The following is a 21,997-nucleotide window of genomic DNA, read 5'->3' on the forward strand; positions in this document are numbered from 1 at the left end:
CGTACCACCGACCCGGATCCGCACCCAGGAACGCAAGGAGAGCACGTCATGCCCGACATCCCCTGGTCCACGCCCACCCCCGCCGAGCCCGGCGCCCAGGCCTACGTCATGGCCTCCCGCTTCGAGACCGCCACCCTCCTCGGCGCCGTCAGGTTCTTCCTCAAGTCCCCCGGCATCATCCGCCAGATCCGCAAGGCCCCCGGCGCCCACGGCTCCGCCCTCCGGGCCCGGGTCCTGCGGCGCACCTTCTTCACCCTGTCCGCCTGGGAGGACCGCGACGCCCTCCACCGCTTCGCCCGCGCCGAGCCCCACCGCACCAGCGCCCGCGCCGCCGGCGCGTACATGAAGGAATCCGTCTTCACCTACTGGACCGTGCCGGCCGCCGAACTGCCGATCACCTGGGCCGAGGCCGAACGCCGCCTCGCCCAGGAGGAGGCAAGCCGCTGACCCCGCCGGCACGGGGGACGAACGAGTACGGTCCGTGGCCCCGCAGGGATGCGAGGGGCACGGACCGTACTCTTGTCCACGTGCAGGAACTCCACGAAGCCCCCCTCGCCCCGCTGACCACCTTCCGCCTCGGTGGTCCCGCCGCCCGCCTGGTCACCGCGACCACCGACGCCGAGGTCGTCGCCACCGTGCGCGCCGCGGACACCGACGGCACCCCGCTCCTGATCATCGGCGGCGGCAGCAACCTGGTCATCGGCGACCAGGGCTTCGACGGAACCGCCCTGCGCATCGCGACCACCGGCTTCACCCTCGACGGCACCACCCTCGAACTCGCCGCCGGCGAGAACTGGAGCGACGCCGTCGCCCGCACCGTCGACGCCGGCCTCGCCGGCATCGAATGCCTCGCCGGCATCCCCGGCTCCGCCGGCGCCACCCCCATCCAGAACGTCGGCGCGTACGGCCAGGAAGTCTGCGACACCATCACCGAGGTCGTCGCCTACGACCGCACCACCGGCGAAACGGTCACCCTGACCGCCGCCGAGTGCGCCTTCCGCTACCGCAACAGCACCTTCAAGGACCAGCCCGACCGCTACGTCGTCCTGCGCGTGCGCTTCGCCCTGGAGGACGCCGGCGGGCTCTCGGCGCCGATCAAGTACCCGGAGACCGCCCGCGCCCTCGGCGTCGAGGCCGGCGACCGGGTCCCCGCCGCCACCGCACGCGAGACCGTCCTGCGGCTGCGCGCCGGCAAGGGCATGGTCCTCGACCCCGCCGACCACGACACCTGGTCGGCCGGCTCCTTCTTCCACAACCCGATCCTCACCGACGAGGACTACGCCGCCTTCCTCGCCCGCGTCCAGGACCGCCTCGGCCCCGACACCGCCCCGCCCGCCTACCCCGCCGGCGAAGGCCGTACGAAGACCAGCGCGGCCTGGCTCATCGACAAGGCCGGCTTCACCAAGGGCTACGGCACCGGCCCCGCCCGCATCTCCACCAAGCACACCCTCGCCCTCACCAACCGCGGCGAGGCCACCACCGAGGACCTCCTCGCCCTGGCCCGCGAGGTCGTCGCGGGCGTCCACGCGGCCTTCGGCGTCACCCTCGTCAACGAGCCGGTGACGGTCGGCGTCAGCATCTGAGGAGCCCCCGCCGCCCATGCTCTGTCCCCGTCACGGGGCCGGTACGGACCCCACTCGGCTCGTGGGTCGCACGCTCAGCAGGGTCGTCGCGTCCTGGCACGTCAGTGACGGCGAACGCTCCGAGTCCCCCCTCGACGTCTGGCTGATCGACAGCGTCGGCGACTCCATCCGGATCACCACCGGGTCCGACTGGTGCCTCATCGTCGAGTCCGCGCCGCCCCATGCCCCCTACGACATGGGGGAGTGGGGACGCGTCGAGGTCGGCGAGGACCTCGGCGACCACCCCTTCCTGCGACACCTCGGCGAGACCGTCTCCTCCGTCGCCGAGTTCGCGCTGCCCGAACAGGGCCGCACCCACCTGGAGATCGGCTTCCCGAACGGCCGCCGCGTGCGCGCCGACTGCCACGAAGGGGACCTGCGGCTCACCCGGTGAGCCAGTGGTCGATCCCCGCCAGCAGCTTGGCCTGTACGTCGTCCGGCGCGGCGCTGCCGCGCACCGACTGGCGGGCCAGCTCGGCGAGCTCCGCGTCCGTGAAGCCGTGATGGCGGCGGGCGATCTCGTACTGCGCCGCCAGCCGGGAACCGAACAGCAGCGGGTCGTCCGCACCCAGCGCCATCGGCACCCCGGCCTCGAAGAACGTGCGCAGCGGGACGTCCTCCGGGCGCTCGTACACGCCCAGGGCGACGTTCGACGCGGGGCACACCTCGCAGGTGATCTGCCGGTCCGCGAGCCGCTTCAGCAGCCTGGGGTCCTCCGCGGCCCGCACGCCGTGCCCGATGCGGGCAGCGTGCAGGTCGTCGAGGCAGTCGCGCACCGAGGACGGGCCGGTGAGCTCACCGCCGTGCGGGGCCGCCAGGAGCCCGCCGTCGCGGGCGATGGCGAAGGCCCGGTCGAAGTCGCGGGCCATGCCCCGCCGCTCGTCGTTGGACAGGCCGAAACCGACGATGCCGCGGTCGGCGTAGCGCACGGCGAGGCGGGCCAGGGTGCGGGCGTCGAGGGGGTGCTTCATGCGGTTGGCGGCGATCAGGACCCGCATGCCGAGGCCGGTCTCGCGGGACGCGCTGTCGACGGCGTCGAGGATGATCTCGACCGCCGGGATCATCCCGCCGAGCAGCGGGGCGTACGAGGTGGGATCCACCTGGATCTCCAGCCAGCCGCTGCCGTCCCGGACGTCCTCCTCCGCGGCCTCGCGGACCAGCCGCCGGATGTCGTCGGGCTCGCGCAGGCAGGAGCGGGCGGCGTCGTACAGCCGCTGGAAGCGGAACCAGCCGCGCTCGTCGGTGGCGCGCAGCTTGGGCGGCTCCCCGGCGGTCAGCGCGTCGGGGAGGCGCACGCCGTACTTGTCGGCGAGCTCCAGGAGGGTCGACGGTCGCATCGACCCGGTGAAGTGCAGGTGGAGGTGGGCCTTCGGCAGAAGCGTGAGATCGCGTACGTGCTCCATCAGGTGATCCTGCCGTACCGCTGCGCTCGGCGGGAGGGGGTTTTACCGATCGGGGGCTTGCGCGAACGGGTGAGCGGGCGCCCGATCCGCCGCGCGGGAGCTTTCCGGGCGCCGCCCGGACCCGCGCCTCAAACGCCGGCGGGGCTGAAGGATCGGGGCTCCGCCCCGGACCCCGCGCCTCAAACGCCGGCGGGGCTGGAAGGGGCTCGGCGGGGCGTGGAAAAGCGGCGGCACCCCGAAGGGTGCCGCCGCCGGGACGTGCGTCAGGCAGGGGCGTCGTCGAAGTAGCGTCGGCCGCCCGTGAGGGCGTGCGTGCCGGGCCCCGCCACCCAGACGGGACTTCGACGACAGCCCTAGGCCTTGGCCTCGGCCAGGAGCTTCTGGATGCGGGACACGCCCTCGACCAGGTCCTCGTCGCCCAGGGCGTACGAGAGGCGCAGGTAGCCCGGGGTGCCGAAGGCCTCGCCGGGGACGACCGCGACCTCGGCCTCGTCCAGGATCAGGGCGGCCAGCTCGACGGAGGTCTGCGGGCGCTTGCCGCGGATCTCCTTGCCCAGCAGCTCCTTGACCGACGGGTAGGCGTAGAAGGCGCCCTCGGGGGTCGGGCAGAAGACGCCGTCGATCTCGTTCAGCATCTTGACCATCGTCTGGCGGCGGCGGTCGAAGGCCTTGCGCATCTCGGCGACCGCGTCCAGGTTGCCCGAGACGGCGGCGAGCGCGGCGACCTGGGCCACGTTGGAGACGTTGGAGGTGGCGTGCGACTGGAGGTTCGTCGCGGCCTTGACGACGTCCTGCGGGGCGATGACCCAGCCCACGCGCCAGCCGGTCATCGCGTACGTCTTGGCGACGCCGTTCACGATGATGCACTTGTCGCGCAGGGCCGGGACCAGGACCGGCAGCGAGGTGAACTTCGCGTCGCCGTAGACAAGGTGCTCGTAGATCTCGTCCGTCAGCACCCACAGGCCGTGCTCGGCGGCCCACTCGCCGATCGCCTTCGCGTCGGCCTCGCTGTAGACCGCGCCGGTCGGGTTGGACGGGGAGACGAAGAGGACGACCTTGGTGCGCTCGGTGCGCGCGGCCTCCAGCTGCTCGACGGAGACCCGGTAGCCGGTGGTCTCGTCGGCGACGACCTCGACCGGGACACCGCCGGCGAGACGGATCGACTCCGGGTACGTCGTCCAGTACGGGGCCGGGACGATGACCTCGTCACCCGGGTCCAGGACGGCCGCGAAGGCCTCGTAGATCGCCTGCTTGCCGCCGTTGGTCACCAGGACCTGCGACGCCTCGACCTCGTAGCCGGAGTCGCGCAGCGTCTTGGCGGCGATGGCGGCCTTCAGCTCGGGCAGGCCGCCGGCCGGCGTGTAGCGGTGGTACTTGGGGTTGCGGCATGCCTCGACCGCGGCCTCGACGATGTAGTCCGGGGTCGGGAAGTCGGGCTCGCCCGCGCCGAAGCCGATCACCGGGCGTCCGGCGGCCTTGAGGGCCTTGGCCTTGGCGTCCACGGCGAGGGTGGCGGACTCGGAAATGGCGCCGATACGGGCGGACACCCGGCGCTCGGAGGAAGGCGTTGCAGAGGTCATACGGGCAATCGTCCCAGACCGCGCCGAGGCGCGGCACACCGTTTCAGTCAACGGACCGGAGCATGTCAGGACGGATGCTGTTCGACGTCACGGCCCGGTTCACGTACACTCACCTGTCGTTGGACCTCGCCGACCGCTGCAGAGCGTGAGCACTCCGTGCACTCGCCCGGATGCGGTAGGTTGGGGGACGCAAAGGGTCGTAGCTCAATTGGTAGAGCACTGGTCTCCAAAACCAGCGGTTGGGGGTTCGAGTCCCTCCGGCCCTGCTCCACACTCCTTCTCGGATGTGTGTGCGCAGGTACGTACTTTGATGCAACGCCGTGCGGCGCAACCGGGCGCGGTACGGCCACGACCCGGATTCAGGTGAGAGACGTGACGGACGCCCTGGGCTCCATCGACATGCCTGACGCCGAGGACGAGACGCGCGAGAAGAAGGCCCGCAAGGGCGGCAAGCGCGGCAAGAAGGGCCCTCTGGGCCGGCTCGCGCTTTTCTACCGCCAGATCGTCGCGGAACTCCGCAAGGTTGTCTGGCCCACTCGCAACCAGCTCACGACGTACACCACTGTGGTGATTGTCTTCGTCGTCATCATGATCGGTATCGTGACCGTGGTTGACTTCGGTTTCGAGAAGGCCATCAAGTTCGTCTTCGGCTGATCCCCGCGGGGGGCGGCGCCTTGATGGTGTCGCCCGTTTTCGCATGTTCCACCACCTTTTGTATCCAGGAAGAAGCAGCCACCGTGTCTGACCCGAACCTGAACGCGAGCCACGACTCCGTCGAGTCCGTCGAGGACGAGCTCGACATCGTCGAGGCGGCGGACGCTGTGGACCCCGACGAGGCCGAACTCGCCGACGCCGAGGCGGGTGCCGCCGCCGAAGAGGCCGCGCTGCACGTCGAGTCCGACGAGGACGAGGTCGAGGCTGACACCGAGGCCGACGTCGACGCCGAGGTCGAAGAGGCTGCTGACGAGGTCGAGGTCGAGGCCGAGGCCGGCGAGGAAGAGGCCGCGGAGGCCGAGCCCGCCGAGCCGGTCGACCCGATCCAGGCCCTGCGCGAGGAGCTGCGCCTCCTCCCCGGCGAGTGGTACGTGATCCACACCTACGCCGGCTACGAGAAGCGCGTGAAGGCCAACCTGGAGCAGCGCGCCGTCTCGCTGAACGTCGAGGAGTTCATCTACCAGGCCGAGGTGCCCGAGGAAGAGATCGTCCAGATCAAGAACGGCGAGCGCAAGAACGTCCGGCAGAACAAGCTGCCCGGCTACGTTCTCGTCCGCATGGATCTGACGAACGAGTCCTGGGGCGTCGTCCGCAACACCCCCGGCGTCACCGGCTTCGTGGGCAACGCGTACGACCCGTACCCGCTGACCCTGGACGAGATCGTCAAGATGCTCGCCCCGGAGGCGCAGGAGAAGGCCGCCAAGGCCGCCGCGGAAGAGGCCGGCCTGCCCGCGCCCGCCGTCAAGCGCACCATCGAGGTCCTGGACTTCGAGGTCGGCGACTCGGTCACCGTCACCGACGGCCCGTTCGCCACGCTCCAGGCGACCATCAACGAGATCAACCCCGACTCGAAGAAGGTCAAGGGCCTCGTCGAGATCTTCGGCCGCGAGACCCCGGTCGAGCTCAGCTTCGACCAGATCCAGAAGAACTGATCCACTCCGCGTGCGTCACGGCTTCTGAGCCACAGCTTCCGGACAGGTCAGGCCACCCCTCAGGGATGGTCTGACCTGCTCGGTTTTTAGCCCCGCACTGATACCCGTTATCGTGGTGCGGTATGCCTCCATCCGGATGACCGGATCGGCGGCTGAAAACTCTCACTAGGACCCGGAGAGAGCAATGCCTCCCAAGAAGAAGAAGGTCACGGGGCTTATCAAGCTCCAGATCAAGGCCGGTGCGGCCAACCCGGCTCCGCCGGTCGGCCCCGCGCTCGGCCAGCACGGCGTCAACATCATGGAGTTCTGCAAGGCCTACAACGCCGCGACCGAGTCGCAGCGTGGCATGGTCGTGCCGGTGGAGATCACGGTCTACGAGGACCGCACCTTCACCTTCATCACCAAGACTCCGCCGGCCGCGCGCCTCATCCTGAAGCACGCGGGCATCGAGAAGGGCTCCGGCGAGCCCCACAAGACCAAGGTCGCCAAGCTCACGGCCGCCCAGGTCAAGGAGATCGCCGAGCTGAAGATGCCCGACCTGAACGCCAACGACATCGACGCGGCCGTCAAGATCATCGCCGGCACCGCGCGTTCGATGGGCGTCACCGTCGAAGGCTGATCCAGCCACCCCCCTCGTACCACCAGTGGTAGGGCCAAGCGCTGGCCCGCACCACGACTCCATGCCTGAAGCCACAACACAGGAGCAGAAGTGAAGCGCAGCAAGACTCTCCGCGCTGCGGACGCCAAGGTCGACCGGGAGAAGCTCTACGCCCCGCTCGAAGCCGTCCGTCTCGCCAAGGAGACCTCCTCCACCAAGTTCGACAGCACCGTCGAGATCGCCTTCCGCCTGGGTGTCGACCCGCGCAAGGCCGACCAGATGGTCCGCGGCACCGTGAACCTCCCGCACGGCACCGGCAAGACCGCCCGGGTCCTGGTCTTCGCGACCGGTGACCGTGCTGCGGCCGCGGAAGCCGCCGGCGCCGACATCGTCGGCGACGACGAGCTGATCAACGAGATCGCCAAGGGCAACCGCCTGAACGAGTTCGACGCCGTTGTGGCCACCCCGGACCTCATGGGCAAGGTCGGCCGTCTCGGCCGCGTGCTCGGTCCCCGTGGCCTCATGCCGAACCCGAAGACCGGCACCGTCACGATGGACGTCGCGAAGGCTGTCACCGAGATCAAGGGTGGCAAGATCGAGTTCCGCGTCGACAAGCACTCGAACCTGCACTTCATCATCGGCAAGGTCTCCTTCTCCGACGAGCAGCTCGTCGAGAACTACGGCGCGGCCCTCGACGAGATCCTTCGTCTGAAGCCGTCCGCCGCCAAGGGCCGCTACCTGAAGAAGGCCGCCCTCAGCACCACCATGGGCCCCGGCATCCAGCTGGACCCGAACCGCACCCGGAACCTCCTCGTCGAGGAAGACCCGGCTGCCGTCTGATCGGCCCGAGCCTGACGGCTCACCGAGCGACTCGACGGACCCCTCGCCCCCTTCACGGGTGGCGGGGGGTCCGTTTTTCGTTTTCCCGTGCGAGTCCTGTGCGATTACGGTCGGTGTCGAGTCGTACAGTCATACGAGCGGCGCCGCAGGTGGGGACACCGGAGACCATGCGCCGCCACGAAGACACGGGGTGGGGACCACACGCATGAACGCATACCGCAAGAAGACCGTCGCGGCAGTCCTGGCCGCCTTCCTGCTCGCAGGCGGCGCCACGGCCTGTGAGAACGGCAAGGACGCGAAGAAGGAGACGGGGGCGCCCGCACCGGCCAAGCCGGCGGAGAAGCCCGCGGAGAAGCCGGCGGAGGTGACGCCCGCCGCGTACCTGGAGAAGACGAAGAAGAAGTCCGAGGAGATCACCTCCCTCCGCTACAGCATCACCGGTGACGCGGCCGGCCAGAAGATCAACGGCGAGGCCGCCATGCGGATCAAGCCGACCGTGGCCATGTCGATGACGATGGACTCGCCGGAGAAGCCGGGCGAGAAGGTACAGATCCGCCTCCTCGACGGCGCCATGTACCTGGGCACCGAGGGCAAGTGGCTGAAGTTCGACCTCAAGACCCTGGCTCCGGAGCAGGCCAAGGAGCTGGACTCGCTCGGCTCGGCCCAGCAGGGCCAGAACCCGGCCGACACGGCCGACAGCCTCAGCGCCGCCAAGGACCTCAAGAAGGTCGGCGACGAGACCATCGACGGCCAGAAGACGACGCACCTGACCGGCACCGTCTCCGTCGACGAGATGCGCTCCCGCGGCGCCGCCTCCACTCCGGAGGCCAAGGAGCGCCAGGACAAGAACCTCGCGGCACTGGAGGCCCAGGGCATCAAGACCCTGACCATGGACCTCTGGATCGACGAGAACGACCAGGCGAAGCAGGTCCGCACGCGGGGCGCCGGCACGTCCGGCCCGATGGACATCACCGTCAAGTTCCTGGACGTCAACAAGCCGGTCGAGGTCGCCGCGCCGCCGGCCGAGCAGGTCGTCGACCTCGCCGAGATGATGAAGGACGCCGGCTGACGCGTCCTGGCCGCACGACGGCACGACCGCACCGCACGACCGCAGTACCGTCGCGCCGCCGCTCCACCGTGGCGGCGCGGCGCGCAGCAGGACATTCATGGGGGAGAAGCAGATGAACAGCGCTGTCCGGATCCGGGCCGGCGTGGCGATGGCCGGCACCGCCCTGCTCGTGGGCGGTCTCACCGCCTGCGGCGGCGGCGCCGAGGGGGCGGGCGCCAAGGGAGCGGACGCCAAGGCGCACGACCCCGTGGAGGCGGTGAAGGCCTCCTACCTGAAGACGGTGGCCGCCAAGTTCGCCAAGGCGGAGCTGTCCACCGTCGGCACCGACGGCAAGACCAGCGGCCAGTCGGGCACGAAGGGCTGGTACCCGTCCGGCCACGACGTGGTCCTCAAGGACGGCGGCGGGAAGCCCGACACCCGCTCGATCATGACGGGCGACACCGTCTACACCCAGCTGGACAAGCCCCTCAAGGGCAAGACCTGGATGCAGATGGACCTGTCCAAGGGCGGCAAGCCGGGGGTCCGGCTGAACGAGGACCCGGCCGAGTACCTCGCCATGCTGCTGGGCCAGACCAAGCTCACGCACGTCGGTGCCGAGACGACCGACGGCATCGAAGCCCAGCACTACAAGGCCCGCCTCACCAACGCGGAGCTGGTCACGGCGGACGACTCCACCAAGGTCATGGAGGAGAAGAACCGCCAGAACCTCCACGAGGCCGTGAAGCACATCACCGCCTTCGAGGTGGACCTGTGGATCGGCAAGGACGGCTACCCGGTCCGCGTCGACAGCTCCAGCACCGACGGCAAGGGCACGTCGAAGACCACGGCGAAGTTCTCCGACTTCGGCAAGGCCGCCGCCGTCCAGCCGCCGCCGGCCGACCAGGTCGTCACCTTCGACGCCGTGATGAAGGGTGTCGACGCCGACCTGGAGCAGGTCGACAAGGACCTGGAAGCGGCCGACAAGAGCCTCGAAGAAGCCGACAAGACCCTGCGGGACGCCGGGCTGCCGGGCCTTCGCAGCTGAGCTGCCGACTACCCGGCCCGCTGACCGATTTGCCTCGACCGGAACGCTTCACGTAGTCTTCCCCGGAAGCCAAAGACCGCTGGTCGTTGCTGTGCCCGTCAGGGTGCGGTGGCCGAAGGATCCGTTTACTGCGGACGACCCGCGCAGGTGACTGTGGAAGGTTCCCGGAATTCGTTCCGGTCGAGCTACGCCCTGGCGCCTGCGCCGGGGCGTTTTGTATGTGAGCCCCTTCTGAGCGGTCCTCATCACCCGGAAGGAGGCGAACGCACCATGCCGACGCCCAACAAGGCTGCATCGGTGGCCGAGCTCACGGACGCGTTCCAGAGCTCCAACGCCGCCGTGCTGACCGAGTACCGGGGTCTCACCGTCGCGCAGCTCAAGACGCTGCGTCGCTCCCTCGGTGAGAACGCCCAGTACGCCGTGGTGAAGAACACGCTGACCAAGATTGCGGCCAACCAGGCCGGGATCACCGCGCTGGACGAGCACTTCGCTGGTCCGACCGCGGTCGCCTTCATCACCGGTGACCCGGTGGAGTCGGCGAAGGCTCTGCGTGACTTCGCCAAGGAGAACCCGAACCTCATCATCAAGGCCGGTGTCCTTGACGGTAAGGCTCTCTCCGCCGACGACATCAAGAAGCTTGCGGACCTTGAGTCCCGCGAGGTTCTGCTCAGCAAGCTGGCCGGCGCGTTCAAGGGCAAGCAGTCCCAGGCTGCCTCGCTCTTCCAGGCGCTGCCGTCGAAGTTCGTCCGCACCGCGGAAGCGCTTCGCGTCAAGCTCGCCGAGCAGGGCGGTGCCGAGTAATTCGGCTCGCGCATTGATCCGCGCCGCCTAGTGCGCGGGTCGTAGCGGGCCGTTACGCCCGCCTCTATAGACACATCGGCACCTGCCGAATTAGTGGAAGGATCGCCCATCATGGCGAAGCTCTCTCAGGACGACCTCCTCGCCCAGTTCGAGGAGATGACCCTCATCGAGCTCTCCGAGTTCGTGAAGGCCTTCGAGGAGAAGTTCGACGTCACCGCCGCCGCGGCCGTCGCCGTTGCCCCCGCCGGTGGTGCCGCTGGTGGCGCCGCTGAGGCCGTCGAGGAGAAGGACGAGTTCGACGTCATCCTCTCCGGCGCCGGCGACAAGAAGATCCAGGTCATCAAGGTCGTGCGTGAGCTGACCTCCCTGGGCCTGAAGGAGGCCAAGGACCTCGTCGACGGTGCGCCGAAGCCCGTCCTTGAGAAGGTCAACAAGGAGGCCGCTGACAAGGCCGCCGAGGCCCTCAAGGGTGCCGGTGCCTCCGTCGAGGTCAAGTAACACCTCTGAGGCCGCCTGACGGCCTCTCCAAGGGGCGATCACCCGTAAGGGTGGTCGCCCTTTGGCGTATCCGCAGTGCCTGACTTGCCCTGGTCTCGTTGGGGAGTAGGGTGATCATCGTTGCCCCGACGCAGGGTCCGGAGATGATCCGCTCGGAGCAGGGGGCCTTGACGAACGGGACGCGGCGCAGCATTCTCAGACCCGTCGAGAGGTCGATCGCCTCGATCCGGGTTCCGAGGCATGGATCGACTACGAAGAGGGCAGTACTGATACGCGCTCTGTGTACGGAGCCGCAGCGTTGGACGCAGGGTTGAACGACATGGGGAAGGCCTGTTGCCGGTTTCCGGAAACGCGGTCTGGACATCAGTGAGCCGAGTGGCTACACTGACCCTTTGCGCTGCCTGTAGCTGTCCCCTGCCCGTCGCCAGGGACATGCCCACGCTTGAGCACACTTGATTGATCCACCCTGACCTGGTGTTTTGGCCGGAATCGGGGGGCCTCGTCTTCTGTGTCTGCTGGGACCGGTACGCGCGTAGTGAGTCCGAGCCCTCGGAAGGACCCCCTCTTGGCCGCCTCGCGCAACGCCTCGACCAATACGAACAACGGTGCCAGCACCGCCCCGCTGCGCATCTCCTTTGCAAAGATCAAGGAGCCCCTCGAGGTTCCGAACCTCCTGGCGCTGCAGACCGAAAGCTTTGACTGGCTGCTCGGCAATGCCGCCTGGAAGTCTCGCGTCGAGTCGGCGCTTGAGAGTGGACAGGACGTCCCCACCAAGTCCGGTCTGGAAGAGATCTTCGAGGAGATCTCGCCGATCGAGGACTTCTCCGGGTCGATGTCGCTGACCTTCCGCGACCACCGTTTCGAGCCGGCGAAGAACTCCGTCGACGAGTGCAAGGAGCGCGACTTCACGTACGCGGCTCCGCTGTTCGTCACGGCCGAGTTCACGAACAACGAGACCGGAGAGATCAAGTCTCAGACGGTCTTCATGGGCGACTTCCCGCTCATGACCAACAAGGGCACCTTCGTCATCAACGGCACCGAGCGTGTCGTCGTGTCGCAGCTTGTCCGCTCCCCCGGTGTCTACTTCGACTCCTCCATCGACAAGACGTCCGACAAGGACATCTTCTCCGCCAAGATCATCCCGTCCCGGGGTGCCTGGCTGGAGATGGAGATCGACAAGCGTGACATGGTCGGCGTCCGCATCGACCGCAAGCGCAAGCAGTCCGTCACCGTCCTCCTGAAGGCCCTCGGCTGGACCACCGAGCAGATCCTTGAGGAGTTCGGCGAGTACGAGTCCATGCGCGCCACCCTGGAGAAGGACCACACCCAGGGTCAGGACGACGCGCTGCTCGACATCTACCGCAAGCTGCGCCCGGGCGAGCCGCCGACCCGTGAGGCCGCTCAGACGCTGCTGGAGAACCTCTACTTCAACCCCAAGCGCTACGACCTCGCCAAGGTCGGCCGCTACAAGGTGAACAAGAAGCTCGGCGCCGACGAGCCGCTCGACGCCGGTGTGCTCACCACCGACGACGTCATCGCCACGATCAAGTACCTGGTCAAGCTGCACGCCGGCGAGACCGAGACGATCGGCGAGTCCGGCCGTTCGATCGTGGTCGAGACCGACGACATCGACCACTTCGGCAACCGTCGTCTGCGCAACGTCGGCGAGCTCATCCAGAACCAGGTCCGCACGGGTCTGGCTCGTATGGAGCGCGTCGTGCGCGAGCGCATGACCACCCAGGACGTCGAGGCGATCACGCCGCAGACCCTGATCAACATCCGGCCGGTCGTCGCCTCCATCAAGGAGTTCTTCGGCACCAGCCAGCTGTCGCAGTTCATGGACCAGAACAACCCGCTCTCGGGCCTGACCCACAAGCGCCGCCTGTCGGCGCTGGGCCCCGGCGGTCTGTCCCGTGAGCGGGCCGGCTTCGAGGTCCGTGACGTCCACCCGTCGCACTACGGCCGCATGTGCCCGATCGAGACCCCCGAAGGCCCGAACATCGGTCTGATCGGCTCGCTCGCGTCCTACGGCCGCGTCAACGCGTTCGGTTTCGTCGAGACCCCGTACCGCAAGGTCATCGACGGTGTCGTCACCGACGAGGTCGACTACCTCACGGCCGACGAGGAAGACCGCTTCGTCATCGCGCAGGCCAACGCGGCCCTGTCCGAGGACATGCGCTTCACGGAGAACCGCGTCCTGGTCCGCCGCCGCGGCGGCGAGATCGACTACATCGCCGGCGGCGACGTCGACTACATGGACGTCTCCCCGCGCCAGATGGTGTCCGTCGCGACCGCGATGATCCCCTTCCTGGAGCACGACGACGCCAACCGCGCCCTCATGGGCGCGAACATGATGCGCCAGGCCGTTCCGCTCATCAAGGCGGAGGCCCCGCTCGTCGGCACCGGCATGGAGTATCGCTGTGCGGTCGACGCCGGTGACTCGATCCGCGCGGAGAAGGACGGTGTCGTCCAGGAGGTCTCGGCCGACTACATCACCGTCGCCAACGACGACGGCACGTACACCACGTACCGCGTCGCCAAGTTCTCCCGGTCGAACCAGGGCACCTCGGTCAACCAGAAGGTCATCGTCAACGAGGGTGACCGGATCGTCGAGTCCCAGGTCCTCGCCGACGGACCGGCGACCGAAGAGGGCGAGATGGCCCTCGGCAAGAACCTGCTCGTCGCGTTCATGCCGTGGGAAGGCCACAACTACGAGGACGCGATCATCCTGTCGCAGCGCCTCGTGCAGGACGACGTCCTCTCCTCGATCCACATCGAGGAGCACGAGGTCGACGCCCGTGACACCAAGCTCGGCCCCGAGGAGATCACCCGGGACATCCCGAACGTCTCCGAGGAGGTCCTCGCGGACCTCGACGAGCGCGGCATCATCCGCATCGGTGCGGACGTCGTCGCCGGCGACATCCTGGTCGGCAAGGTCACGCCCAAGGGTGAGACCGAGCTGACCCCGGAGGAGCGCCTGCTCCGCGCGATCTTCGGTGAGAAGGCCCGCGAGGTGCGTGACACCTCGCTCAAGGTCCCCCACGGTGAGATCGGCAAGGTCATCGGCGTCCGCGTCTTCGACCGCGAAGAGGGCGACGAGCTTCCCCCGGGCGTGAACCAGCTGGTCCGCGTCTACGTCGCCCAGAAGCGCAAGATCACCGACGGTGACAAGCTCGCCGGCCGCCACGGCAACAAGGGCGTCATCTCCAAGATCCTCCCGATCGAGGACATGCCGTTCCTGGAGGACGGCACCCCGGTCGACATCATCCTGAACCCGCTGGGTGTCCCGTCCCGAATGAACCCGGGACAGGTCCTGGAGATCCACCTCGGCTGGCTCGCCAGCCGCGGCTGGGACGTCTCCGGTCTGGGTGAGGAGTGGGCCGAGCGACTGAAGGCCATCGGCGCCGACCGCGTCGAGCCCGGCACCAACGTCGCCACCCCCGTGTTCGACGGCGCCCGCGAGGACGAGCTCGCCGGCCTGTTCGAGCACACCATCCCGAACCGCGACGGTGACCGCCTGGTCCTCCCGTCCGGCAAGGCGCGCCTGTTCGACGGCCGCTCCGGCGAGCCGTTCCCGGACCCGATCTCGGTCGGGTACATGTACATCCTCAAGCTCCACCACCTGGTCGACGACAAGCTCCACGCCCGTTCGACCGGTCCGTACTCGATGATCACGCAGCAGCCGCTGGGTGGTAAGGCACAGTTCGGTGGCCAGCGATTCGGTGAGATGGAGGTGTGGGCGCTGGAGGCTTACGGCGCCGCCTACGCCCTCCAGGAGCTGCTGACCATCAAGTCCGACGACGTCACCGGCCGCGTGAAGGTCTACGAGGCCATCGTCAAGGGCGAGAACATCCCCGAGCCGGGCATTCCCGAGTCCTTCAAGGTGCTCATCAAGGAAATGCAGTCGCTCTGCCTCAACGTGGAGGTGCTGTCCTCGGACGGCATGTCCATCGAGATGCGCGACACCGACGAGGACGTCTTCCGCGCGGCGGAGGAGCTCGGTATCGACCTGTCCCGGCGCGAGCCGAGCAGCGTCGAAGAGGTCTGACGGGCCTGACGGGGGGCTCACGAACAGAGCCCCTCGTCATCCCCGGGACCGTTCAGACCACTGATCAAGAGACACGACCCCGAAAGAGGGATTGACGCACAGTGCTCGACGTCAACTTCTTCGACGAGCTGCGGATCGGCCTTGCCACCGCGGACGACATCCGAACCTGGTCGCACGGCGAGGTCAAGAAGCCGGAGACCATCAACTACCGCACCCTGAAGCCCGAGAAGGACGGACTCTTCTGCGAGAAGATCTTCGGTCCGACCCGGGACTGGGAGTGCTACTGCGGCAAGTACAAGCGTGTCCGCTTCAAGGGCATCATCTGTGAGCGCTGTGGCGTCGAGGTCACGCGCGCCAAGGTGCGCCGTGAGCGGATGGGCCACATCGAGCTTGCCGCTCCCGTCACCCACATCTGGTACTTCAAGGGCGTCCCGTCGCGCCTTGGCTACCTGCTGGACCTCGCGCCGAAGGACCTTGAGAAGGTCATCTACTTCGCCGCGTACATGATCACGTTCGTCGACGACGAGCGCCGCCAGCGCGACCTGCCGTCGCTGGAGGCCCACGTCTCCGTCGAGCGCCAGCAGATCGAGAACCGCCGTGACGCGGACCTCGAAGGCCGTGCCAAGAAGCTTGAGTCCGACCTGGCCGAGCTTGAGGCCGAGGGTGCGAAGGCCGACGTGCGCCGCAAGGTGCGCGAGGGTGCCGAGCGCGAGATGAAGCAGCTGCGCGACCGCGCCCAGCGCGAGATCGACCGCCTCGACGAGGTGTGGGCCCGCTTCAAGAACCTGAAGGTCCAGGACCTCGAAGGCGACGAGCTGCTCTACCGCGAGCTGCGCGACCGCTTCGGCACGTACTTCGACGGCTGCATGGGCGCCGCGGCGCTGCAGAAGCGCCTGGAGTCCTTCGACCTCGACGAGGAGGCCGAGCGCCTCCGCGAGATCATCCGTACCGGCAAGGGCCAGAAGAAGACCCGTGCGCTCAAGCGCCTCAAGGTCGTCTCCGCGTTCCTGCAGACCAGCAACAAGCCCAAGGGCATGGTGCTCGACTGCGTGCCGGTCATCCCGCCGGACCTCCGTCCGATGGTGCAGCTGGACGGTGGCCGCTTCGCGACCTCCGACCTGAACGACCTGTACCGCCGCGTGATCAACCGCAACAACCGCCTGAAGCGCCTTCTCGACCTCGGTGCCCCCGAGATCATCGTGAACAACGAGAAGCGCATGCTCCAGGAGGCCGTGGACGCGCTCTTCGACAACGGCCGTCGCGGCCGCCCGGTCACGGGCCCCGGCAACCGCCCGCTGAAGTCCCTCAGCGACATGCTGAAGGGCAAGCAGGGTCGATTCCGTCAGAACCTTCTCGGCAAGCGCGTGGACTACTCCGCGCGTTCCGTGATCGTCGTCGGCCCGCAGCTGAAGCTGCACCAGTGCGGTCTGCCCAAGGCCATGGCGCTGGAGCTCTTCAAGCCGTTCGTGATGAAGCGCCTGGTCGACCTGAACCACGCGCAGAACATCAAGTCGGCCAAGCGCATGGTCGAGCGCGGCCGCACGGTCGTGTACGACGTGCTCGAAGAGGTCATCGCCGAGCACCCGGTCCTGCTGAACCGTGCGCCCACGCTGCACCGCCTCGGCATCCAGGCCTTCGAGCCCCAGCTGGTCGAAGGCAAGGCCATCCAGATCCACCCGCTCGTCTGCACCGCGTTCAACGCGGACTTCGACGGTGACCAGATGGCCGTGCACCTGCCGCTCTCCGCGGAGGCGCAGGCCGAGGCCCGCATCCTGATGCTGTCCTCGAACAACATCCTCAAGCCGGCCGACGGCCGTCCGGTCACGATGCCGACCCAGGACATGGTCCTCGGTCTGTTCTTCCTGACCACCGACGGTGAGCTGCGTGACACCAAGGGCGAGGGGCGCGCGTTCGGCTCCACGGCCGAGGCGACCATGGCGTTCGACGCCGGCGAGCTCGCGCTGCAGTCGTCCGTCGACATCCGCTTCCCGGTGGGCACCATCCCGCCGCGCGGCTGGGTGCCGCCGGTCGCCGAGGAGGGTGAGCAGGAGTTCCAGCCGGGCGACAGCTTCCGCCTGCGCACCACCCTGGGCCGCGCGCTCTTCAACGAGCTGCTGCCCGAGGACTACCCGTTCGTCGACTACTCGGTGGGCAAGAAGCAGCTCTCCGAGATCGTCAACGACCTGGCGGAGCGCTACCCCAAGGTCATCGTGGCGGCGACGCTCGACAACCTGAAGGCGGCCGGCTTCCACTGGGCGACCCGTTCCGGTGTCACCGTGGCCATCTCCGACGTCGTCGTGCCCGAGGCCAAGAAGGCCATCGTCGCGGGCTACGAGGCGCAGGACGAGAAGGTCCAGAAGCAGTACGAGCGCGGTCTGATCACCAAGGACGAGCGCACGCAGGAGCTCATCGCGATCTGGACCAAGGCGACCAACGAGGTTGCCGAGGCGATGAACGCGAACTTCCCCAAGACGAACCCCATCTTCATGATGGTTGACTCGGGTGCCCGAGGAAACATGATGCAGATGCGACAGATCGCCGGTATGCGTGGTCTGGTGTCGAACGCGAAGAACGAGACCATCCCGCGTCCGATCAAGGCGTCCTTCCGTGAGGGCCTCACCGTTCTGGAGTACTTCATCTCCACGCACGGTGCCCGTAAGGGTCTGGCGGACACCGCCCTGCGTACCGCCGACTCGGGTTACCTGACCCGTCGTCTGGTGGACGTCTCGCAGGACGTGATCATCCGCGAGGAGGACTGCGGCACCGAGCGCGGCCTGAAGCTGAAGATCGCCGTCCGCGGCGAGGACGGCGTGCTGCGCAAGGCCGACGACGTCGAGACCTCGATCTACGCCCGCATGCTGGCCGAGGACGTCGTCATCGACGGCAAGGTCATCGCGCCGGCCAACGTCGACCTCGGTGACGTCCTCATCGACGCCCTGGTCGCCAACGGCGTCGAGGAGGTCAAGACCCGCTCGGTCCTGACCTGTGAGTCCGCGGTCGGCACCTGTGCCTTCTGCTACGGACGCTCCCTCGCCACCGGCAAGCTGGTCGACATCGGTGAGGCGGTCGGCATCATCGCCGCCCAGTCCATCGGTGAGCCCGGTACCCAGCTGACGATGCGTACCTTCCACACCGGTGGTGTGGCCGGTGACGACATCACGCAGGGTCTGCCGCGTGTCGTCGAGCTCTTCGAGGCCCGTACCCCGAAGGGTGTCGCCCCGATCTCCGAGGCCGCCGGCCGCGTGCGGATCGAGGAGACCGAGAAGACGAAGAAGATCGTCATCACGCCCGACGACGGCAGCGACGAGACGGCGTTCCCGATCTCCAAGCGCGCCAAGGTCATCGTGCACGAGGGCGACCACGTCGAGGTGGGCCAGAAGCTCACCATGGGTGCCACCAACCCGCACGACGTGCTGCGCATCCTCGGCCAGCGTGCCGTCCAGGTCCACCTGGTCGGCGAGGTCCAGAAGGTCTACAACTCGCAGGGCGTGTCGATCCACGACAAGCACATCGAGATCATCATCCGGCAGATGCTGCGCCGCGTGACGATCATCGAGTCCGGCGACGCGGAGCTCCTGCCGGGCGAGCTGGTCGAGCGGTCGAAGTTCGAGACCGAGAACCGTCGTGTGGTCACCGAGGGCGGTCACCCCGCCTCCGGCCGTCCGCAGCTGATGGGTATCACCAAGGCCTCGCTCGCGACCGAGTCGTGGCTGTCGGCGGCGTCCTTCCAGGAGACGACCAGGGTCCTGACGGACGCGGCGATCAACGCCAAGTCCGACTCCCTGATCGGCCTCAAGGAGAACGTCATCATCGGTAAGCTCATCCCGGCCGGTACGGGTCTCGCCCGCTACCGCAACATCCGGGTGGAGCCCACCGAGGAGGCGAAGGCCGCGATGTACTCGGCCGTCGGCTACGACGACATCGACTACTCGCCCTTCGGCACCGGCTCCGGCCAGGCTGTCCCGCTGGAGGACTACGACTACGGCCCGTACAACGGCTGATCGCTCGTAGAGGGAAGCCCCCCGCAGCTCCGAGAGGAGTGGCGGGGGGCTTCTCCCTTTCCACGGCCGGCAGCCGGGATGCCCCGGCCCCCGTGTGGTCAGCGGCGGCGCAGGCGGCGCAGGCGGGGTGCCGCCGCCACGGCGGTCAGGGTCAGGAGGGCGAGGGCGGCGACGGCCAGGCCGGGGCGCAGGCCCTTCGGGGTGAAGGTGCAGGAGAAGTCCGTCGTGCCCGCGGGAAGGTCCACCGCCAGCAGGCCGTGGAAGGGCTTGACGGGGGCGGAGCAGTTCCAGCCGGGGACGGCCGTGGTGGCGATGACCGCCGTGCCCCGGGTGCCCGCCGGGAGGGTGGCCCCGATCGAGTGACCGCCGACCTCGACCGCGGTGGCGCCGGTGGCCTTCAGCCGGTCGACGGCCGAGCCGAGCGCCGCCCGGTCCAGGCAGCCCACCGGGTGGCTGCCCGCGTCGGCGCCCTTCGTACGGGTCCGCACGGTGACGTCGACCTTCCCGGACGCGGGGACCGGGCCGAGCGGGGTCACCCCCGTCATCTCGTCCTCCAGCGGCTTCTCGGTGCCCCCGGTGCGGAGGGTGCCGTAGAGGGCGGGGGAGTACCAGTACGCCTCGGAGCCGGGCCGGCACTGCGCCGCGTACGTCTGGTTCTCGGGGTCGCCGCCGCGGGTGACCCGCGGGACCTCGTAGACGGTGGCGCCCAGGACGCTCTCCTGGCGGGCGTACACGCTGTCCGCCGGGTTCGGGGAGGCGTACGGGGCGGTGCGGACGGTGACCAGCGGGGGCGCCGGGAAGCGTTCGGCCGTCCAGCTGTCCGGGGCGGTGCCCGGCCGGATCCGGGCGCCGATCGAGAAGATCGCGTCGAGCACCGGGTTGTCGGCGCCGAAGAAGGTCCGGCCGTCGTTCTTGAAGCCGTATCCGAGGGGCTCCAGCGCCCGGTAGGTGGCCTCGGGGAGGTAGCTGCTGTAGTACTGCGGGCCCTCCGAGCGGAGCGCCAGGGCGTCGTTGTACGAGGTCTGCGGCGCGCCCGAGTCGGTGCGGTGGGCGGGCCAGTCCCCGACGCCGCGGACGGCGTCGAAGTGGCCGGCGATCGAGCGGTTGGAGGTGGCGATCGGCTTCGCCCAGCGCTCGCGGGCCCGGCGGGCGTCGGCGCCGGCCGCGGCCGCGGTGGACTCGGCGAGGACGACACCGGCCATCAGCACGGCGGCCACCGGGACCAGGAAGCGGCGCTTCTCACCGAGCCGCAGCAGGACCAGCGCCAGCAGCGACAGGCCCCCGCCGCCGAGCACCGCCGGCCAGGTCCAGCCGCCGAAGTCGTCGGTGCGGCGGAGCACGAAGGCGGCCGCGACCAGCAGGCCGGCCGTCAGGGCCAGGTGCCGCGGACGCGGCCGGTTGGCCAGCGCCAGCCAGGCCAGGACGACCACCATCCCGCTGAAGACGAAGGTCTCGCGGTAGGGGTTGCCGTTCGGCACCGCCAGCCCGTGCCACACGTACTGCGTGGGCGGGAACTGGAAGGACGCCAGGACCAGCGCGGTGGCCAGCGCCCACACCAGGCGGGTCCGCCGCGCGACGGCCGTGTTCAGCAGGAAGGACCCGGCCAGGATCAGGCCGAGCGAGGCCACGTAGAGCCGGGGGCGGCCGCCCCACAGGTGCGTGGCCGGCAGCATGCCCGCGAAGAAGACCTCGATCCGTACGGGGTCGAAGGCGGCGGCCTTGGTCGGCTGCGCGGCTCCGCTGGACAGGAACGACGGCAGGAGCAGCGGGAGCGTGAGCAGGATGCCGGTCGCGGCGGCCGTCGCGGCCCGCCACAGGGCCAGCAGCCGGTCCCGGGCCGTGGTGTCGCGGGTGGCGAGGCGGACCGCCAGCAGGACGCAGGCGGCCATGGTGGCCATCATCGCGGTGTAGAAGTTCCCGAACCAGGCGAGCGCCACCAGCAGCACCGCTCCCGGCCAGCGGCGCCCCTCCAGGCACCACTCGACGGCGATGCCGAGCATCGGGAGGGCGACCAGGCCCCAGAGCCACATCGGGATGTACGAGGCGTCGCTCAGCGCCCACCCGCACAGGCCGTACGTCGCCCCCAGCACCCCCCGCTGCCACCACGGGCCGGGGTGCAGCTTGCCGAGGTACACGGTCATCACGGCGGCCGCGGCGCCCATCGTGAGCGGGGTGACCGCGAAGACGGCGAGGTCGACGTGGGCGCGGGGGACCAGCACGGCCAGCCAGGACAGCGGGTTGCCGAGGTAGGTGTGGTAGTCGGACAGGAACTGCTGTCCGAAGCCGCCGCGCCAGGTGAAGAGCAGGTCGCCGGCGGCCTGCCCGTGGACCAGGTCCCACAGCGCCCGGTGGAAGGGCACGTACTGGTTCGCCTGGTCGTTGAGGGCCCGCCCGGTGTTGCCGAAGGGGAAGGTGCCGCGGGCGGCCCAGGCCGCGCAGAAGGCGGTCGCCGTCAGCAGGAACGCCAGCAGGGGACCGCGCAGGCGGACGGATCCGCGGACCGAGCGGGTGACGGTTCGGCGGACGCCCGACGAGGGGCGGTCCGGAGCGGCGGGCCGGGCGTCGACTGTGGTCGGCTCGGGTGCCACGGTCCCCAATGTGCTGCTCCCTGCTGATCGACTCGCGGGCGCCCAGCGCCCGGGCAAGGTGTCAGTTTAGGGCGCGGGGGCGGGCCGCCGGGCCGAACGGCCCCCCGCCCGCTTGCGCGCGGCGGGTTTTCGTGCTGGGCATTTGTTTTGACCTACCTCTGTGAGGTAGGTACGCTCTGACCTTGTGCCTGGGGTGTGCCCTGGGCTCCCGCGTGCGCTCAGGACCCGCGGTGAGCCGAGAAGACCACACCGCGATCCGTGCCCCTCTCACCTCGGTGG

General features: G+C 68.9%; 16 protein-coding genes and 1 tRNA gene. 14 read left to right on the forward strand and 3 right to left on the reverse strand.

Going from position 1 to position 21,997, the window contains the following annotated elements; all coding sequences use genetic code 11:
- The first annotated feature begins 48 nt into the window (after positions 1 to 48).
- The 3 genes from BSL84_RS19790 to BSL84_RS19800 all read left to right on the forward strand — a co-directional run bounded on the left by BSL84_RS19790 (position 49) and on the right by BSL84_RS19800 (position 2,016).
- A complete protein-coding gene (locus BSL84_RS19790) occupies positions 49 to 447 on the forward strand; it encodes a DUF3291 domain-containing protein (protein WP_030031344.1) in 399 nt (132 codons plus the stop codon).
- On the forward strand, positions 444 to 1,583 hold the full coding sequence (locus tag BSL84_RS19795) for a UDP-N-acetylmuramate dehydrogenase (protein ID WP_267886700.1): 1,140 nt from the start codon (positions 444 to 446) through the stop codon (positions 1,581 to 1,583). The genes BSL84_RS19790 and BSL84_RS19795 overlap by 4 nt, the downstream gene beginning before the upstream one ends.
- 61 nt (positions 1,584 to 1,644) lie before the next feature.
- A complete protein-coding gene (locus tag BSL84_RS19800) occupies positions 1,645 to 2,016 on the forward strand; it encodes a hypothetical protein (RefSeq protein WP_234308619.1) in 372 nt (123 codons plus the stop codon).
- Here the strand turns inward: BSL84_RS19800 and BSL84_RS19805 are convergent.
- Together BSL84_RS19805 and BSL84_RS19810 are read right to left on the reverse strand one after the other, a co-directional pair.
- On the reverse strand, positions 2,006 to 3,025 hold the full coding sequence (locus BSL84_RS19805) for an adenosine deaminase (RefSeq protein ID WP_030031341.1): 1,020 nt from the start codon (positions 3,023 to 3,025) through the stop codon (positions 2,006 to 2,008). The genes BSL84_RS19800 and BSL84_RS19805 overlap by 11 nt on opposite strands.
- A 353-nt stretch (positions 3,026 to 3,378) precedes the next feature.
- Positions 3,379 to 4,605 (reverse strand): pyridoxal phosphate-dependent aminotransferase, encoded by a 1,227-nt coding sequence (locus BSL84_RS19810; protein ID WP_030026641.1) that lies wholly within the window; start codon positions 4,603 to 4,605, stop codon positions 3,379 to 3,381.
- Positions 4,606 to 4,798: 193 nt separating this feature from the next.
- Between BSL84_RS19810 and BSL84_RS19815 the strand changes: the two genes are divergently transcribed.
- The 11 genes from BSL84_RS19815 (at position 4,799) to BSL84_RS19870 (ending at position 19,130) form a co-directional block, all read left to right on the forward strand.
- A tRNA-Trp gene (locus BSL84_RS19815) sits at positions 4,799 to 4,871 on the forward strand.
- Between the two features lie 106 nt (positions 4,872 to 4,977).
- The gene (secE, locus tag BSL84_RS19820; RefSeq protein ID WP_030026642.1) at positions 4,978 to 5,259 is read left to right on the forward strand and encodes a preprotein translocase subunit SecE; all 282 of its coding nucleotides are present in this window, start codon (positions 4,978 to 4,980) and stop codon (positions 5,257 to 5,259) included.
- 83 nt (positions 5,260 to 5,342) lie between these two features.
- Positions 5,343 to 6,251, forward strand: a complete 909-nt coding sequence (nusG, locus tag BSL84_RS19825; protein WP_075970841.1) for a transcription termination/antitermination protein NusG — start codon at positions 5,343 to 5,345, stop codon at positions 6,249 to 6,251.
- A 184-nt stretch (positions 6,252 to 6,435) separates the two neighbouring features.
- Complete coding sequence (gene rplK, locus BSL84_RS19830) at positions 6,436 to 6,870, forward strand: 50S ribosomal protein L11 (protein ID WP_030026644.1); 435 nt, start codon at positions 6,436 to 6,438, stop codon at positions 6,868 to 6,870.
- 90 nt (positions 6,871 to 6,960) lie between these two features.
- Positions 6,961 to 7,689 carry a 50S ribosomal protein L1 gene (gene rplA / locus BSL84_RS19835; RefSeq protein ID WP_030026645.1) on the forward strand — a complete coding sequence of 243 codons (729 nt, stop codon included), beginning with the start codon at positions 6,961 to 6,963 and terminating at the stop codon, positions 7,687 to 7,689.
- 205 nt (positions 7,690 to 7,894) lie between these two features.
- Positions 7,895 to 8,758: an LppX_LprAFG lipoprotein gene (locus BSL84_RS19840; RefSeq protein ID WP_075970842.1), complete on the forward strand. Its 864-nt coding sequence runs from the start codon at positions 7,895 to 7,897 to the stop codon at positions 8,756 to 8,758.
- A 112-nt stretch (positions 8,759 to 8,870) separates the two neighbouring features.
- Positions 8,871 to 9,782: a hypothetical protein gene (locus BSL84_RS19845; protein WP_159393534.1), complete on the forward strand. Its 912-nt coding sequence runs from the start codon at positions 8,871 to 8,873 to the stop codon at positions 9,780 to 9,782.
- A 270-nt stretch (positions 9,783 to 10,052) separates the two neighbouring features.
- Positions 10,053 to 10,583 (forward strand): 50S ribosomal protein L10, encoded by a 531-nt coding sequence (rplJ, locus tag BSL84_RS19850; RefSeq protein WP_030026650.1) that lies wholly within the window; start codon positions 10,053 to 10,055, stop codon positions 10,581 to 10,583.
- Positions 10,584 to 10,694: 111 nt separating this feature from the next.
- Positions 10,695 to 11,081: a 50S ribosomal protein L7/L12 gene (gene rplL, locus BSL84_RS19855; protein ID WP_030026651.1), complete on the forward strand. Its 387-nt coding sequence runs from the start codon at positions 10,695 to 10,697 to the stop codon at positions 11,079 to 11,081.
- A 565-nt stretch (positions 11,082 to 11,646) separates the two neighbouring features.
- A complete protein-coding gene (rpoB, locus tag BSL84_RS19865; RefSeq protein WP_030026653.1) occupies positions 11,647 to 15,129 on the forward strand; it encodes a DNA-directed RNA polymerase subunit beta in 3,483 nt (1,160 codons plus the stop codon).
- Between the two features lie 101 nt (positions 15,130 to 15,230).
- Positions 15,231 to 19,130, forward strand: a complete 3,900-nt coding sequence (locus BSL84_RS19870) for a DNA-directed RNA polymerase subunit beta' (RefSeq protein ID WP_030026654.1) — start codon at positions 15,231 to 15,233, stop codon at positions 19,128 to 19,130.
- A 98-nt stretch (positions 19,131 to 19,228) separates the two neighbouring features.
- On the opposite strand, the gene BSL84_RS19875 is transcribed toward BSL84_RS19870, so the two are convergent.
- Positions 19,229 to 21,718, reverse strand: coding sequence for a YfhO family protein (locus BSL84_RS19875; RefSeq protein WP_234363485.1), 2,490 nt, complete (start codon positions 21,716 to 21,718; stop codon positions 19,229 to 19,231).
- Positions 21,719 to 21,997: the final 279 nt, after the last annotated feature.

This window comes from Streptomyces sp. TN58 (genome assembly GCF_001941845.1).
In the GTDB taxonomy this organism is placed as follows: domain Bacteria; phylum Actinomycetota; class Actinomycetes; order Streptomycetales; family Streptomycetaceae; genus Streptomyces.